This window comes from Foetidibacter luteolus, assembly GCF_009650435.1.
GTDB classification, from domain to species: domain Bacteria; phylum Bacteroidota; class Bacteroidia; order Chitinophagales; family Chitinophagaceae; genus Foetidibacter; species Foetidibacter luteolus.
This window is the reverse complement of record NZ_VVIP01000095.1, coordinates 54,857-70,442: the sequence shown is the minus strand read 5'-3', so window position 1 is coordinate 70,442 and position 15,586 is coordinate 54,857. Positions and strand designations below refer to the sequence as shown.

Genomic DNA, 15,586 nt, shown 5'->3' with positions numbered 1-15,586 from the left:
CACTCTTGTACTGTTACCGCTTTACGGAGCAACAGATTACGCATCCCGTGGTGTTACGGGGCACATTCGGCTATTTACAGGGCTATGCTGCGTGGGCACAATACCCGTTTAAATGCCGCCCAAAGAACAGGACGATGAAGTGCTTGCGACGCAATCCCGAAGTTTCGGGACCATGAAAGGCCGCGGCCTGTACCATAAATGATTGCGGCATTCATCAAGGCCGGAATGAAGCCGTAAGCTGTATAAAAAATATCGAATAGCAGTATTATCGTTCAACAATCTGCAATGCCAACTGTTCAGCAACATATTATTCAGAAACAGGTGCTTGAGGTAGAAATGCAGGCCCCGCCGGATGCCTTTGCTTTCCGCAACAGGCTGGGCGAGTTATACAATTACCACATATACCCTGCGCTGGAAGACGTTTTTAATGCCGTTTGCCCTGGTGAAAGCTACATAGTTATTGAAAAACTGGTGATTGACATAGGTGAATTAAATTACACAAATTGGGAAACGGACGTGGTTGCCAAAACACTTTTGCAGTTAAAAAACGAGTTGCTGCTGCACAAGGAATCTTACATGTACAGCGCTAACCGGCAAGCTTCTGTTGCAGGTAATACGGTAACGGGTACCGGCCTGGGAAAAGAAAAAAATATGCAGCAAGGGCAGCACAATGTGGGGCATTTTATAGAATCGTTTATTTATTTTTTGCAACAGGGTGTGTTGCCCTGGAATGCGGCGCCTGTTGCTGCGGCCGGGTTTGAAGAAATGGTTATGCAGGCAATAGAAGAGCAGCCAGGTGTACTCGTTGCTGCTTTGCAGCGTTTTTTGGCAGGCGCTGAGGATGCTGAAATAAAACGGCTGGTTTACCAGTTGCCGCAACAGGCATTGGAAAAAATAACGGTGTTGCTGTTAAAACACTACGCATTTAATCATCGCCGGCACGAAAAGCTAAATGAAACACTCGGCTCTGTTATTGCCTTCTCTGCCGGAGAAACAAAAGTGAGAGAAGTTTTGCACCAGGCTTTTTTTGCAACCATTACCAGGGCGGGGCATCATGAGGATGCCTTTAGAAAAGCCTTGTGCCTGCGTGTAATGGCAATGCTGCCTGGTGAAAAACAAGCGCTTCCCGGCGATGTAAGCGACCTGCTTACTCAAATGCTCACCGGCCTTGATATAACTTTTAATGAAAGTGCTGCCGGCCTGGCAGGGTCCAGCCAATCTTCGCCGGATGTTAGTCATAAGCGTGCAGTCAAAAAGTCCTCTGTAAATGAGTTGTATATACAAAATGCAGGGCTTGTGCTGTTGCATCCTTTTTTGTTTGCACTGTTTACGCATGCCGGTTATTTGAACGGGGATAAAATGTTTAAAGATGAGGATGCCGCGTCGGCGGCTCTGTTGCTGAGTCAATACCTTGCTACCGGCGAAAAACACTTTCCCGAGTATGAATTGCCGTTAAACAAAATACTCTGCGGCTTTCCACCCGGTATGCCCGTTAAAAGCAGGCTGGAAGCAGATGATGCCGTGTTTGAAGAAGCTGAAACATTATTGCAGCAGGTATGCGTCATGTGGAAGATGAATGGTACGCCGGTTAATATGAGCAATGCAGGCTTGCGTTCTTCTTTTCTGCAAAGGGCTGGTAAGCTCTCGTATAAAGAAAATAATTGGCTGCTCCAGGTAGAACAAAAAACCTATGATGTGGTTTTATCGTCGTTGCCATGGGGTATTGGTGTTATAAAGAATGAGCTGATGACAGACATGCTGTGGGTGGAGTGGACATAATCCGTTAACAAAAAAATGTGCTGTATGTTTAAAAGTGAAAACCTTTCAAAGAATAACCAGGATAAAGCTTCCGCCAAAGCGGGCAGCTTTTTTCATCCATTAATACAGCCAAAGCTTACTGTAAACAAGCCTGGCGACAGCTACGAGCAGGAGGCCGATACCATGGCTGACCATGTAATGCGCATGCCGGCCGGTGCTGCTCCTCAGCCTCTCTTTAAGCCGTCCTTAAGTGCGGTGCAACGCAAATGTGCACATTGCGAGGAAGAGGAAAAAAAGATGCAGCGCAAAGAAAAAGGCAGCGGTGAAAACTCTTCTGGTGCAACGCTTGATAATTATGTATCGGGCCTGGGCGGCGGGCAGCAGTTACCCAATGAAACCCGTAGTTTTTTTGAACCCCGTTTCGGGCAAAACTTCAGTAACGTAAGAGTTCATACGGATGCCGTGGCGGCAAAATCTGCGCAATCAATAAATGCGTTGGCTTACACAACCGGCAACAACATTGTCTTTAACAGCGGCCAGTATGCCCCGCAAACAGATACAGGCAAAAGGTTGCTGGCACACGAGCTTACGCATGTTGTGCAACAGGGCGCCTCTGTTCCGGATGTGCAGCGTACCTGTAGTGATGGGCGCTGTGCAGATTGCGCAGGCGGTAACAAAACTTTATGGGTAACCGCTTTTTTCAGGCGGCGGGCTACAGAAGAAACCATGCGCATACTACGCGACAAGATTAACGCTGCGAAAGAGATTATGAGAAACTGCTGTGTTAATTTATACTTCGATTTTAACTGGTCGCTGTTACGTGGCGATCGTGACTTTGACCCCGGTTTGGCAAGGCCTGCGGGAGATGCCAGCGGCGCCTGGGATTATACTGATGATGCGGAAACATTGGGCGAAGGTACCACCTTCTCCGGCGCCAGGGGCGTGCCCATGCTGGTAGTTGATAACGTGCCGCGTACCGGTGGCGGCGTTACTGTTTCTTCAGATTTTGATTCAGAATACACTGGCAATCCATATATAGTAATGCCGATAGACCATGGCAAGCGCCGCGCCATAGCGCATGAACTTGGACATGTGGCCGGCATATTAGCGCATACCGGCGGCCCCGATGTTATGGATAGCGGAACCAGTACACAGGTTACCGATACCTTTTGCAACAGCATAAGGGCAATGGCAACATAACAACATGCCTTGCGGCAGTTGAATATTTTTTATGGGCCCGGCTTTGGAATAAATATGAGGCTTTACTTGCGTCGCACAGCGTCTGCTGCATCGCTTCGTGGCGACAGTTAAGCGAAGCATTACATTCTCAAAACAGGTAACCTGCAACTAAATAAAACAGGCTATGAACCTTACGCAAAAACAATCTACACCATCCATGGCAAAGCAGGCTGTAAGTTCATCTTTCTTTCAGCCGAAGCTACAGGTTAACACGCCTGGAGATGTATATGAGCAACAGGCCGATGCCATGGCGGATCATGTAATGCGTACCGGTGCCGATGCCATTTCCCAACCTTTCTTTAAGCCTTCCATAAATGCTGTTCAACGTAAATGTGCACATTGTGAGGAGGTAGAAAAAAAGTTGCAACGCAAAGAAAAAAGTGACAGTGAAAACACTTCTGGTTTGCTGCTCGATAGCTATGTGTCGGGGCTTGGCGGCGGACAACCCCTGTCAAATGAAAGCCGTAGCTTTTTTGAGCCCCGCTTTGGTTTTGATTTCAGCAATGTGCGGGTACATACGGATGCCATTGCCGCAAAATCAGCGCAATCGGTAAATGCGTTGGCTTATACTACCGGCAATAATATTGTTTTTAACAGCGGGCAGTATTCACCGCAAACAGATGCAGGTAAAAAGCTGTTGGCGCATGAGCTTACGCATACCATACAGCAGGGCAGCACTATACATGCTAAAGAGGGCGATGGCATAATACAAAGATATTTTAATGCAGGCGGAACTGCCGGGTCCGCCATGGGTAATGATTACAGGATATCAGATGACCTTACCATGGCTGTCAGGGTGGGTTATCCCAATCACGACTTCTATGCTCAATCCGGTAAAGCATTTCTATCCAATATCTTATTAAATGCGGTTGGTTCGGGCATACGGTTGGTGGAAGAAAGTTCAGATTTTCATGTATCACAGGGAAGTAAAACAAACACGTTAAAGAAAATTTCTCCTAAAAACACTCAGAATTCCACATCGGGGGGCGGCATGAAAATGCCGGATGATTGCGGCACAAGTTGCGCAGTAGTGGTAGGGGGCAACAAAAGAGGGGCACTGTACCATAATCCCATCACCAAAGCCAAGGCAAGAACATCAGCTACCACACCTTCGTTAATGAAAGCCGAAATAATGACCAGCATGCTTGTCAATTGGCTTGCTATGCCATCAACCACAGCGCCAAGCCGAACCGAAATTATGGACGTAATTACCAGGGCTGCAGCCAAGCAATTGGAAATTGACACGGCAAAAGCCGATTATAATGCGGCTGCACCCGGGGCAGATGAGGAGGCAAAAGGCACTATTTACTGGGCGAAAGTAGATCAGTATGGAGAAATCATGATGTCATTCTATAATAAAATGTCTGCCTCCAAGCGGGAAGAAATAGACAAATACCTGGAAATTAACAAGTATGCCACCCCGGCCGTTGGGCAGGGTTATACCATGTCATCCGGCGGCACTAAATATCCGGGGGTAAGGACCTGGAATTTCCACTGGGCCGGGGTAGTAATGAAAAGCAACGACCAGCAGGATACAGTTACACTGGAAAACTATGCCGTGCCCGGCAATGTGGAAAATGACAAGTGGGATTTTGCGATGTATGGCACTGCGGCCAAAGCCGGACAAACTTTTCACGAACAGCACCATGACACAAAACAGCATGGGGACAGGCCTACCACCATGGTAATTGAAAAGAAATGACAGTAACTGCCCGCATATTGGTTGGGCGGCTGCTGTATAACTTAAAAACACACCTGTTTGTATGAGCAGTAACGATACCGGTTTCAGCACTAACGAAAAAGTAACCCTTACAGGCACTTACGCCAGGAGTAATCTATCCAAAAGCGGGCAGGAAGATGGCTCCGGCTATTACAAAATAGTGGTAAGCGATTCCCTGGAGGTAATACTCCTGCCTCCCTATAAGGAAGAAGCTGTTCGGCCAAAGGAAGAGGTGCAGCGTTTTGAAGGGAAAAAAGTAACAGTTACAGGTATTGTCATGGAGCATACACCCTTTTCAAAGCCATCCCTGGAAGAGCAACCGGTAACGGTGGATATACCCTGTTTTATTACGATTGAATCCATACAACTGGCAGGGGAATAGTGTGCTCGTATTGTGTGCGGGGGCTATCTACCAGGGCTAAACAGCCGCCCAAAGAACCGGACGATGAAAGGATTGCGACGCAACGATGATGCCATGAAATACTGTCGCTGGTATCCAAAAAATGGTAAGTGGGTAGTAGGAAATGGCCAGTGGGCAAATGGTACATCTAACATCGTACATAAAACATCTTACATATTACATGTCTTTTCCCGTAGCAGACAAGGCCAGAAAAATTTCCCCGGTTGTGCAAAACAACCGGGCGGGCAAGCCTTTTTTTCAGCCAAAGCTTGCTGTTAGCCAGCCGGGTGATGTGCATGAGCAACAAGCTGATGCGGTAGCGGATAAAGTAGTAAACGGCCAACCTGCTTTTTTTAGCCCTGTGCAAAAAACGGGCAATAACAACGTTCAGCGCCAGGAAGAAACGCCACCTAAAAAAGAAGAAGCTTCTGTTGGCTTTATAGATACCGGCGAAATAGTAAAAACATTTGATGAGCTTATTTTGCAACTGCCAGACCGCTACAAGGATGCATACGCTTATTATAAAAAAACACATGCCACATTTATCTTCGATTTAACCGAAAGCCGCAAGCTGGCGTCAGACCAGATTATGGCCATGTGGAACCTGAGCTATGCTATTGTGTACAGCAAAACAAGCCCCTACAAAAACCTTGGCTTTGGCGACAGCGTAAAAATGGCGGAATCACTCTCCGGCGTTTCTGATACTTACATCAACCTGGCTTCGCTGGCGCTGCACAAAGATTTAAAGAAGTTTATTTCTGATAAAGTACCGGACCTGGTTATAAAAAACCTGGGCATCATATTATTAACGGGCATAGCACTGCAGGCAGGTATTGCAGGCATACAGTATGCTGTTGGAAAGGAGGCAGATTTTGTGTCTATCATTAACCCGTTTGTAGGCTCGTTTACTGAAATGCCAGGCGGCTTAAAGCGGCCGTTTAGCATTGATAATATTCCGGACCCCAGGTGGAAGTCACCGTTCCTTAACCCCAGTCCGGGTATTGATTTCAACTGGTCGGGCAATAACCCCGATGCCAAGGCGCCTTCGCTGAATTTTAACCTGGGGCTTAACTTTCCATCTATCCTAAGCCTGTACCCAAAGAACGAGGAAGAGAAGAAAAAATACAAAGGCTTTGAGTTGTACCCCTTCTTTAATTTTTCACGCAACTATGCCAAAGAAGGGCAGCCTGAGCCTGAACAGAAAGACAAATATTTCGCCGGTGTGTTTGTCGGCAACAAAGGCATTTATACCCTGGTGGAAGGCGGCGCTATTACCGGCCCGCTGGGCGTAATGGAGGCTTATGGCCGTGGCGGCCTTGTGCTTAAGAATATGGGCAGTTTAAAGCTCTTTCAACTGGATGCGGAACTGGATTACCGCAAGGATACAGATAGCCTGCGAACCCGCATAAATTCCGCCACTGAAATACAGATTCTTGATAATAAACAATGGCAGTTTACTGTTGGCGGCATGGTAGGCGGATTAGTTCCTTCCGGCGATGCAAAAGGCAGCTTTGACTACGGCGCTAACCTTACGCTTTATAATAAGCAGTATTCGGCCGACCAAAAAGATACCTATCGCACGGGTATAGATATTGGCTTTACCAACCGCCTGCAGGACCCCTTTGCCGAAAACTCCCTGCAATTGTTTAGCCTGCAAACAAAGCTGGTGTTTTACGACATGATAAAAGTTGGTTTTCAGTACGATAAAGTTTCCGGTCAGGCTGCGCCCAATGTGTTTACGCCCATAGCGCCGGATGCCAATTTGCCCGGCAGCAGCGTTACCGTTTTTGGCGCTTTCGATTTTGCCCCACTGCTGTTTAGGGATGAAAACAAAAAGAAGTAAACAATGAATGCTGTCGCGGTTCATCATACGCCTGTAAATGCTTTGCCCGCCAGGGCGAATAAGCCAGCTTTTTTTCAGCCAAAGCTGCAGGTTAACCAACCCGGCGATGTATATGAACAGCAGGCCGATACTGTGGCTGATTCCATTATGCGCATGCCTAATTTTAATGGTGGCAGTTTCTTCAGGCCATCGCCTGTTATAAGTAACATACAGCGTAAGTGCCATACTTGCGAAGAGGAAGAAAAAATACAGCGCAAATGTGCTGAGTGCGAAAAGGAAGAGCAGGTGCAACGTAAAGAAATGCCGGATGGCATTATTGCGGCAGGTGCAGGTATGGTACAACGGGCCTGTGGCGCTGAGCAAATAGGCGTTCCGACAGATTGTAACGTGCCTGAATTTGAGCCACCTTTCTCTCCGCGTTACATGTTTAACCAAAACTGCGATACTTTCAGCGGCGATAACGAAACCGACCTGCGTATAGATGCGCAAACTTATACGGAGGGTGATACCATCGAAATTCATGGCATAGCCAGCCAGGAAGGAGATCCGGCTTACAATGTAAACCTGTCCTGCGCAAGGGCAAGAGAAGCAAGAGAGGTTATAGAGGCTGTATTGCAGGAAAGGAATATCCATGTCAATATTATCCTGTATGCGCATGGCGCCATAACCGGCGAGCCGCTTTCCTTTAACAGGTGTATCGGTATCGTTCGTTACACACACGGCCAGCCTGTTACCGAAGATCCGCCTGTACCTGAAAACCCGGAACCTGTTACAGATACTCCAGCCCCGGCGCCGGGCTGCGGCGGCATTGACGATTTTTTCAGAACAGTTTTGTTGATTGACCCCAACATTATTGCCGATACGCAAACCTGCCTATGCTTCGGCGCCGGCATTGCAGATCTTATCCCTATCCCGGGGGTAGGCACCAATCCCATTGTTGAGTATAGCGATTGCGCCTGTAATATTTACACCGCACTGCAGGAAGTGTATAAACGGGGCACACCCGATAACAGGGGTGGCGGCGGTTGCTTTGAGTGGAGCAATTATACCCTGGGAGATGTGGGTGCATTGGCTGCGCTGGCGGGCATTGCTTATATTGATTGTGCTTCGCTGCCCATAGGCGCTGCATTAGGCACGTGGCTGGGGGCCTTAACAGGGCTGGCTTCAGGCGCTGCCGGTGGTGTTGGCGCGGGTGGTGCGGCCGGTGGCCCGCCCGGTGCGGTGGCTGGTGGCGCCGGCGGTGGTGCAGCCGGTGCTGTGGGGGGAGCGGTAATAGGTACTGCCATAATGGATATGCTGGTAGATCTTGTTGCCATGGGGCTGCAGAATTATATAACACAGGGTACTCCGTTGCCGGCCGCTCAAATGGATGCCTGCGGAAGATTTTTTTCACGTATAGCTGCGCCTGTTGCCCCGGGCGACGAGCCGGGTGTTGGGCCGGGGGAAAGAATGCCCGATGGTACATGGTTTGATGAAGAAGGCAACCTGCAAATGGGCCCGGGGCCTAAATGGTAACAGCCGTCATATTTTTTTTTGCATGTTATGGGCGCCCGCCCAAGCTATCGCAAGGGCGCCGGGCAGAACTACGTTCGCAACCTTCGTAAAAGCAACTGAATGTTGCTTTTACGAAGGTTGTGCTCCTACTCCGGCACAAGGCCCTGGCACAAAACCCTCACCGGGGTATCCGCTGCAATCCCTGGCGCGGTGGTGATGCAGGGCTGCTTCTTTCGTGGACAGGTTTTCCAAATGAAATTAATAACGTAACAGCACTGTCTTAAAGGCGGGGACTTTGCTGCTTTGTGTGCCATAGTGCCGGCGCAACCCTCATTCAGGCAACCCCATCTTATTTTGGCAAGATGTGCAACCGCGGTCTGCCCTAATCCTTACGTAGCTTAGCGCAGCTTATAAAACTTATTCTAATAACAGCGGATGATATGCTGCAGGCATTATACCAGGTTGGCAACCTGCAATTTGCGTTATAGTTTTGCAGGATAATAATTGACCGGCACTGGTTAATGTTTGTTGTACCAGCGAACGACAGAATAACTTATATTAGAGTAATTTTATGAAGAAGACCATCTGCTTACTGCTTTTAATACCCCTTATTTTTTCAGTTCATGCACAGGATTCTATTCGCTACCGCATGATATTTATTGGCGATGCCGGAGAAATGGATGATCAGCAGAAAGCTGTTATTGAAAATGCAGCCAACCATATTATTGCGGGCAAAACATCTGTAATGTACCTCGGCGATAACATTTACCCCCGTGGTATAGGTTTACCCGGCAGCGCTGAAGAAGAAGCAACAAAAAAGATTTTACAATCGCAATACCAGCCCATGCGCAGCAAGGGTGCGCCAGTCTATTTTATTCCCGGCAACCATGACTGGGATAAGATGGGGCCAAAAGGGCTGGCTAAAATAAAACGCCAGTGGGAGTACCTGGACGAGCAACAGGATTCTTTACTGAAAATGGTACCGGCGAATGGCTGTCCCGACCCCGTAGCCATAAACGTGTCAGACAGCCTTACCATCATTGCATTTGACAGCGAGTGGTGGGTTTACACCTACAGCAAAAGAAACCCCGGCGCCGATTGTGATTGCAAAACGAGAGAAGAGGTAACGGCAAGGCTGGAAGAACTGTTGTACAAAAACAGGTACAAGGTAATATTGCTGGCATCTCACCACCCGTTTCAAAGTTATGGAACGCATGGTGGCTATTTCTCGTTCAAAGACCATATTTTTCCTTTAACAGCAGCAAATAAAAGCCTCTACATCCCATTGCCGGTTATTGGCTCATTATACCCGTTCCTGCGCTCTACATTTACCAATCCCGAAGATTTAAAACACCCGCTGTACAAATACATGATAAAGCAGGTGGATGGAGTGTTTAAAGACTTCCCTAATATGGTGCATGTGGCAGGCCATGAACATGGGTTACAGTTTATAAAAAACCAGCAAACGCAAATAGTAAGCGGGGCCGGCGCCAAGCGAACTTTTGTAAGGGGGAAAAAAGATGCCCTCTTCGCTGATGCGCAGCAGGGTTATGTTACCGCTGATTTGCTGGAAGGCAACAACATGAGGTTTACCTATTACATTTACACGGATACCGGCATGCGCAACGCGTTTACCTACCTGCAACCCTACACTTCAGTAAAAGAGATGGAAGACTCTGCCAGGTATGCGCTTGCCACCACCGATAGTGTTGATGTGCAGGTGCGGCCGGTTTATGACAGCGTAAGCAGCTTTCACCGCACTTTATTTGGCGAAAATTTCAGGAAGGAGTGGGCAGCCACTACCAGGCTGCCTGTAATCCGCATTTCTGAACTGTATGGCGGCCTTACACCCATACAGCGCGGCGGTGGCATGCAGACAAAGTCATTGAGGCTGGTGGATAAAAACGGTAAAGAATGGGTGATAAGAAGCGTAGAGAAAAACCCTGACGCCCTGCTGCCGGAAGAGTTGCAGGAAACCTTTGCCCGTGATGTGCTGGATGATGCCATGAGCTCTCAGCACCCGTTTTCGGCCTTAATAATGCCGCCACTTGCCGATGCGGTGAAAGTGCCGCACTCCAACCCGGTTATCGGCGTGATAGCTTACGATAAAAACCTGGGCCACTATGCGCCGGACTTTGTGAACAAAGTATGCCTGCTGGAAGAAAGGGAGCCGCTTGGCGAAAGCGACAACACTTTCAAAATGCTTAAAAACCTGGGTAAAGACAACGATAACAACTACGCGTCCAAAGAGTTTTTGCGTGCAAGGATGCTGGACCTGCTGGTGGGCGACTGGGACCGTCATGAAGACCAATGGCGCTGGCTGGATAAAGATAAAAGCAAGAAAGAAAAAGAATATGTTGCCGTACCCCGCGACAGGGACCAGGCGCTGCATGTTGCACAGGGCTGGTTTCCTAAACTGGCCAAGGTAAGATGGATATCCCCAACGTTGCAGGGCTTTGACAGTACCATCAGTGATGTGAGGTACTCCCTGTTTAAAACAAGGTTTATCAATGCTTATCCCGGCTCACAGTTCAGTTACGACGAGTGGATGAAGCTGGCTAACGAATTTGTGGCATCCCTCAACGATAAAGTACTGGAAGCCGCGCTGAAGAAGCTGCCCGCATCAGCCTATAACCTGCGGCATAACGAACTGCTGGCCACACTCAAGGCAAGGCGTAACAACATTCCTGGGGCGATGGATGAATACTACCGTTTTATCAATAAGATTGTGGATATACGTGCCAGCGATAAAAATGAACTGGTAGAGATTACCGGTACACCGGATGATGGGTTGCGTATTGTGATGCATAAGATAAGCAAGGATGGAGAAGTAAAGGATAAGCTGATGGACAAAGTATACGATGCGTCTGTTACCAAAGAAGTGAGGTTGTATGTATCTAAGGGAGATGACAGTATTATCATTAACAACAAGTCATCCCGCATAAAACTGCGCATCATAGGCGGCGATGGTAAAAAGCATTACACTATAACAGCGGCAGACAAAAAGATTAAATTGTACGAACAAAAAAGCAATGCGGTGTTCAGTGGTGATGAAAGCCGGTTTAGAAAATATCTTTCTAACGACAGTTCCCACACTGCTTTTGAAGCAGTTAACCTGTACAATGTTACCATGCCGCTGGTTACCGCGGGCATTAATGCAGATGATGGCTTTTTGTTTGGACTTGGTTTTCGCCATACCAGGCAGGAAGGTTTTAGAAAAACGCCCTACAGCAGCATGCAGCAGGTAATAGCAGGGCATTCCTTCTCCACAAAGGCCTACCGTGCCACCTACCGCGGCGAGTGGATTGACGCTTTTGGCAATGCAGATTTTGTAATGCAGGCCGTAGTAAGGGCGCCCAATAACACCATTAATTTCTATGGCCGCGGTAACGAATCTGTATTCAACAAAACCGGCAACTTTAAACGGTTTTACCGCACACGTTTCAGTATTTACCAGTTTGACCCTGCCGTACGCTGGCGTGGCAACAAAGGTGTTAGTTTAAGCGTTGGCCCCAGTTACCAGGCTTATCAGTTTGATAAGGACGATAATGATGGGCGCTTTATCAACAGCACGTCTCAAATAGGATCTTACGATAGCAGTACCATAGATAAAACAAGGATGCATGCTGGCATAATTGTAAACTTTACCAGCGATAAGCGAAACAACCCCGTGTTCCCGGCCTGGGGCAGCTATGTAAACATACGGGTGCAGGGCTACAGCGGTCTGAACAGTTATTCCAAAGCATTTGCGCAGATAATACCTGAAGTGGCGCTGTATAAAAGCCTCAATACAAAGTCAACTATTGTATTGGCAGAGCGTATTGGCGGCGGCATTACAGTGGGCAAAACAGCCTTTTACCAGTCATTATTTTTGGGCGGACAGGAAAACCTGCTGGGTTACCGTCAATTCCGTTTTGCCGGGCAATACAGCCTATATAATAATCTCGAGCTGCGTATAAAACTAGCCGATGTTGGCGGCTACATATTGCCTGGCCAGTTCGGCATGATGGGCTTTTTTGATATAGGCCGTGTGTGGGAGGATAATGAAAGCTCCAGCACCTGGCACAAAGGCGGCGGTGGCGGCTTATATTTTGCCCCTGCACGTGTAGCGGTAATACAGTTTGTGCTGGGTGGTTCTAAAGAAGGGGTGTATCCCTACGTAACTATGGGCATGCGTTTTTAATGCATACAACATTTAAGTTGCTCTAAGGTATATAAGCTTTACCCATTACCAGTTTGTTGCCCGATATATCCACTTCAAAAAAATGTGGTTTACGCAATGTACGGCCATTAACGTTTTTATGGCTGTGCAGCGACATGAGCAACCTGCCATCCAAAGTTTTAAACAGCATGCCATGGCCGTAGTTGGCAGGTGTTATAGGTTCCTGTTCCTGCACCCATGGGCCGTCCAGCGTACCGGTTTCGGAGTAGGCAACACCCTGCGTATAAATGTCGTACACCCAGCTTGTCCATATCATGCCCAGGCGGCCTGTTGCGGTACGAAAAAGGTAAGGGCCGTCAGTTACCTTATTTGGCCGGTCGTTGCCTTGTTCATCTTTCTCACGGCTCCATGGCGCATCGCTGGCACGAAACAACACTTTGCCTTCCCCAATGGCGCCGCTTAAGTCTGGTTTAAGCTCAATTTTTTCAATGGTGCCATCCAGGTTTTGCAACCATTCGTAGCAGTATACCATGTAAGGTTTGTTGTTTTCAAACCACAAAGTGCCATCCAGTGTAGGTTTGTCAGCAGGCAGGTAAACAGGGTCTTTCATGGGTACATAAGGGCCATCCGGTTTATCGCTTACCAGCACATGGCAGGCACGGCGTTCTATCACATTATTTTTAACGGTATCAATCTTAACATCACGGTTGGTAAACGTAGCAAAATAGTAATACCTGTTGTTAAAAAAGTGAATTTCGGCAGCCCATATCATTGGTTTGGGCCCCATCCACGAGGCCGGGTCTGTAGCCGTTACCTTGTAAGGGCCATCCCAGAACTTTAAATCTTTGCTCTTCCATAGCATGCCGCCAGTGCCAGTCATATAATACATATTTGTTTGCTGGTCGGCAAGTACAAAAGGGTCGCTTAAAACAATAGAATCTAAAGGAACATGGGTTTTTATTTCACTGTTACTGTTTTGCTGTGCAGACAGGGTAATGCAAAACAACCAGCAAGCCAGTGTAGTAAGGCAGGCATTTTTCATGTGGTTAATTTAATTCCGAAAAAAGCAATGTTATAAAATTAAAGGGTAAATACATTACGCATCGTGGCAAGCTAACCAATAAAAATTTGGTATACATTATTGCATACAGCCCAAAGAAATTTTATGGGCCCGGCACCAGGAACAAGAATGAGGCTTTACTTGCGTCGCACTCTTGTGCTGTTGAATTCGCTGCGCAGCTTTTCCCGCAGGGTAGATTTGAGAACAGACCGGCAACTTGTAACCCGTATCGGGCTTTCGGGTGAGGGATTGAAACGGAAACCCCGGTGAGGCTTTGTGCAAGGCTTTTGTGCCGGAGTTGCAGTGGAAAGCCCGACCCCTTGCGATAGCTTGGGGGCACCCCCTTATTATTCTTAACGCTGGAAATTATGGCTGTTTACGAACCCATTTATTTACCAGGTATTTTCTAAACGGCTCATCATAAAAGCGCATTACAACATACGCAATTACAAAGATGACCGCCAATAGCGCCAGCACAATCAGCCAGAGTTGCAGCCCCTGGGGTTTATACGCCATGTAATAATTGCCAAACGACCATACGATGCAGATATGCGTCATGTATAATGGGTAAGACAGCCTGCCTGTAAACACGCAAAAATTCTTTAGCCTGCCACTTATATTGCTGCCCGCCGCTAACGCGATGATAAGCGGGCAGGCCACCATTACCAGCAGGGATTCGGCAAGCCAGTCATTGTCAAAATGAGGAAACATAAAAATGCCAACCAGTAATAACAAAAGCAGGATGATATTGATATTGTTTTTTATAACAAGGTTAAACCTGTATATGGCCAGCCCGGCTGTAAAGGAAAATGCGGTACGTGCCCAGCCATCAAAATAAAATTTGCCTTCCCAGCCCATAATCAGCCAGCCCCTTTGCCTGGCAACATACACAAGCCACACGCCTGATGCAGCCAGTAACAATATCAATATTTTCCTGGATACACGGCTTAATACAAGGGCATAAAATATGTTGGCGATGTACTCAGTAGACAAGGACCAAGACGGTGAATTAAGCGGAAAAACACCATCACCACGGTTAGGCAAAATGGCAAGCGGCACAAGCAACAGGTGGCATACAAAAGATAAAAAAATATTACCCCAGCCCGCTGACTGTACGCTGTTATTAAAAGGGGTAATGATGTACTCTATAAGCCCCAACACAGTTCCAAAGATTACCATTGGGTGCAGCCTGATAAGCCTGTTGCGAAAGAAGCTGCCCATACCCATGGTTTGCATGCGGCTGTCGTAAGCATAGCCGATTACAAAGCCAGACAGCAGAAAGAAAAAATCAACCGCCAGGTAGCCGTGGCCCAGCGGGCTATCTTTATAATCGGGAAAAATAAATTCAAAAAAATGGAAAACAACAATACTTATGGCCGCCATGCCCCTAAGGCCATCAAGCGTTTCGTAATGCGGTTTTGAACCCGGGAATTGAATGGTTTGTTCCTGCATGTTTCTACTGTGTGGTTGCTTGTTATGTAATACACGCAATAAGTATTACGCTGGTTAGTACCTTTCAAATATAAATACAGGAAACTATAAACAGGCATGCTGTAAAAGAAAGTATGGTAACGGGATACAACATGTGAAATTGGTATACAGAAAACTGCTTTAACCGTTTTGTTTGCGTTCTTTTAAAGCCTTCCTGTGCCTGTAAACCAGTGCCAGGCATTTTGGACAGGTTACCGCCTCCCAATCGGCTGTGGCTATGTTTTCTGTCTGGGCACGAAGTGCAGCTTCCTTATCACGTGGGTTGCACAATACCATCCCATCTTCATTAAGAGCGTGTAGGTCGCGTTTTATTCTCTTATCTCCCCGCATGGCATTGTTTTTAAACTGGCAGGTGCAAATATAGCAAGGGCTGCCTCATTTACTTTTGAAGCAGCCCCGGTTTTTATTCCCCGATATAT

Annotated in this window: 10 protein-coding genes; 7 read left to right on the top strand and 3 right to left on the bottom strand. The window is 47.5% G+C overall.

What is annotated here, in order from left to right; genetic code table 11:
- Nucleotides 1-285: 285 nt before the first annotated feature.
- The 7 genes from F0364_RS28625 (at nucleotide 286) to F0364_RS28595 (ending at nucleotide 12,637) form a co-directional block, all read left to right on the top strand.
- Nucleotides 286-1,779, top strand: a complete 1,494-nt coding sequence (locus F0364_RS28625; RefSeq protein WP_153801258.1) for a contractile injection system tape measure protein — start codon at nucleotides 286-288, stop codon at nucleotides 1,777-1,779.
- Nucleotides 1,780-1,803: 24 nt separating this feature from the next.
- The gene (locus tag F0364_RS28620) at nucleotides 1,804-2,958 is read left to right on the top strand and encodes an eCIS core domain-containing protein (RefSeq protein WP_207632942.1); all 1,155 of its coding nucleotides are present in this window, start codon (nucleotides 1,804-1,806) and stop codon (nucleotides 2,956-2,958) included.
- A 163-nt stretch (nucleotides 2,959-3,121) separates the two neighbouring features.
- The gene (locus tag F0364_RS28615; RefSeq protein ID WP_153801256.1) at nucleotides 3,122-4,699 is read left to right on the top strand and encodes an eCIS core domain-containing protein; all 1,578 of its coding nucleotides are present in this window, start codon (nucleotides 3,122-3,124) and stop codon (nucleotides 4,697-4,699) included.
- Between the two features lie 61 nt (nucleotides 4,700-4,760).
- The gene (locus F0364_RS28610) at nucleotides 4,761-5,099 is read left to right on the top strand and encodes a hypothetical protein (RefSeq protein ID WP_153801255.1); all 339 of its coding nucleotides are present in this window, start codon (nucleotides 4,761-4,763) and stop codon (nucleotides 5,097-5,099) included.
- Nucleotides 5,100-5,298: 199 nt separating this feature from the next.
- On the top strand, nucleotides 5,299-6,960 hold the full coding sequence (locus F0364_RS28605) for a hypothetical protein (protein ID WP_153801254.1): 1,662 nt from the start codon (nucleotides 5,299-5,301) through the stop codon (nucleotides 6,958-6,960).
- 3 nt (nucleotides 6,961-6,963) lie between these two features.
- Nucleotides 6,964-8,475 carry a hypothetical protein gene (locus F0364_RS28600; protein ID WP_153801253.1) on the top strand — a complete coding sequence of 504 codons (1,512 nt, stop codon included), beginning with the start codon at nucleotides 6,964-6,966 and terminating at the stop codon, nucleotides 8,473-8,475.
- 550 nt (nucleotides 8,476-9,025) lie between these two features.
- Nucleotides 9,026-12,637 (top strand): BamA/TamA family outer membrane protein, encoded by a 3,612-nt coding sequence (locus F0364_RS28595; protein WP_153801252.1) that lies wholly within the window; start codon nucleotides 9,026-9,028, stop codon nucleotides 12,635-12,637.
- A gap of 22 nt (nucleotides 12,638-12,659) precedes the next feature.
- Here the strand turns inward: F0364_RS28595 and F0364_RS28590 are convergent, their stop codons facing one another.
- The 3 genes from F0364_RS28590 to F0364_RS28580 form a co-directional block, all read right to left on the bottom strand.
- Entirely contained in the window at nucleotides 12,660-13,658 is a 999-nt protein-coding gene (locus F0364_RS28590; RefSeq protein WP_153801251.1) for a glycoside hydrolase family 43 protein, read from the bottom strand.
- Between the two features lie 384 nt (nucleotides 13,659-14,042).
- The gene (locus F0364_RS28585; RefSeq protein ID WP_153801250.1) at nucleotides 14,043-15,128 is read right to left on the bottom strand and encodes an acyltransferase family protein; all 1,086 of its coding nucleotides are present in this window, start codon (nucleotides 15,126-15,128) and stop codon (nucleotides 14,043-14,045) included.
- 159 nt (nucleotides 15,129-15,287) lie between these two features.
- Nucleotides 15,288-15,497 carry a hypothetical protein gene (locus tag F0364_RS28580; protein WP_153801249.1) on the bottom strand — a complete coding sequence of 70 codons (210 nt, stop codon included), beginning with the start codon at nucleotides 15,495-15,497 and terminating at the stop codon, nucleotides 15,288-15,290.
- Nucleotides 15,498-15,586: the final 89 nt, after the last annotated feature.

Bases quoted from the DNA above. Each gene is read 5' to 3' on its own strand.
- F0364_RS28625 (WP_153801258.1), top strand. From the start codon at position 286: ATGCCAACTGTTCAGCAACATATTATTCAGAAACAGGTGCTTGAGGTA.
- F0364_RS28620 (WP_207632942.1), top strand. From the start codon at position 1,804: ATGTTTAAAAGTGAAAACCTTTCAAAGAATAACCAGGATAAAGCTTCC.
- F0364_RS28615 (WP_153801256.1), top strand. From the start codon at position 3,122: ATGAACCTTACGCAAAAACAATCTACACCATCCATGGCAAAGCAGGCT.
- F0364_RS28610 (WP_153801255.1), top strand. From the start codon at position 4,761: ATGAGCAGTAACGATACCGGTTTCAGCACTAACGAAAAAGTAACCCTT.
- F0364_RS28605 (WP_153801254.1), top strand. From the start codon at position 5,299: ATGTCTTTTCCCGTAGCAGACAAGGCCAGAAAAATTTCCCCGGTTGTG.
- F0364_RS28600 (WP_153801253.1), top strand. From the start codon at position 6,964: ATGAATGCTGTCGCGGTTCATCATACGCCTGTAAATGCTTTGCCCGCC.
- F0364_RS28595 (WP_153801252.1), top strand. From the start codon at position 9,026: ATGAAGAAGACCATCTGCTTACTGCTTTTAATACCCCTTATTTTTTCA.
- F0364_RS28590 (WP_153801251.1), bottom strand. From the start codon at position 13,658: ATGAAAAATGCCTGCCTTACTACACTGGCTTGCTGGTTGTTTTGCATT.
- F0364_RS28585 (WP_153801250.1), bottom strand. From the start codon at position 15,128: ATGCAGGAACAAACCATTCAATTCCCGGGTTCAAAACCGCATTACGAA.
- F0364_RS28580 (WP_153801249.1), bottom strand. From the start codon at position 15,497: ATGCGGGGAGATAAGAGAATAAAACGCGACCTACACGCTCTTAATGAA.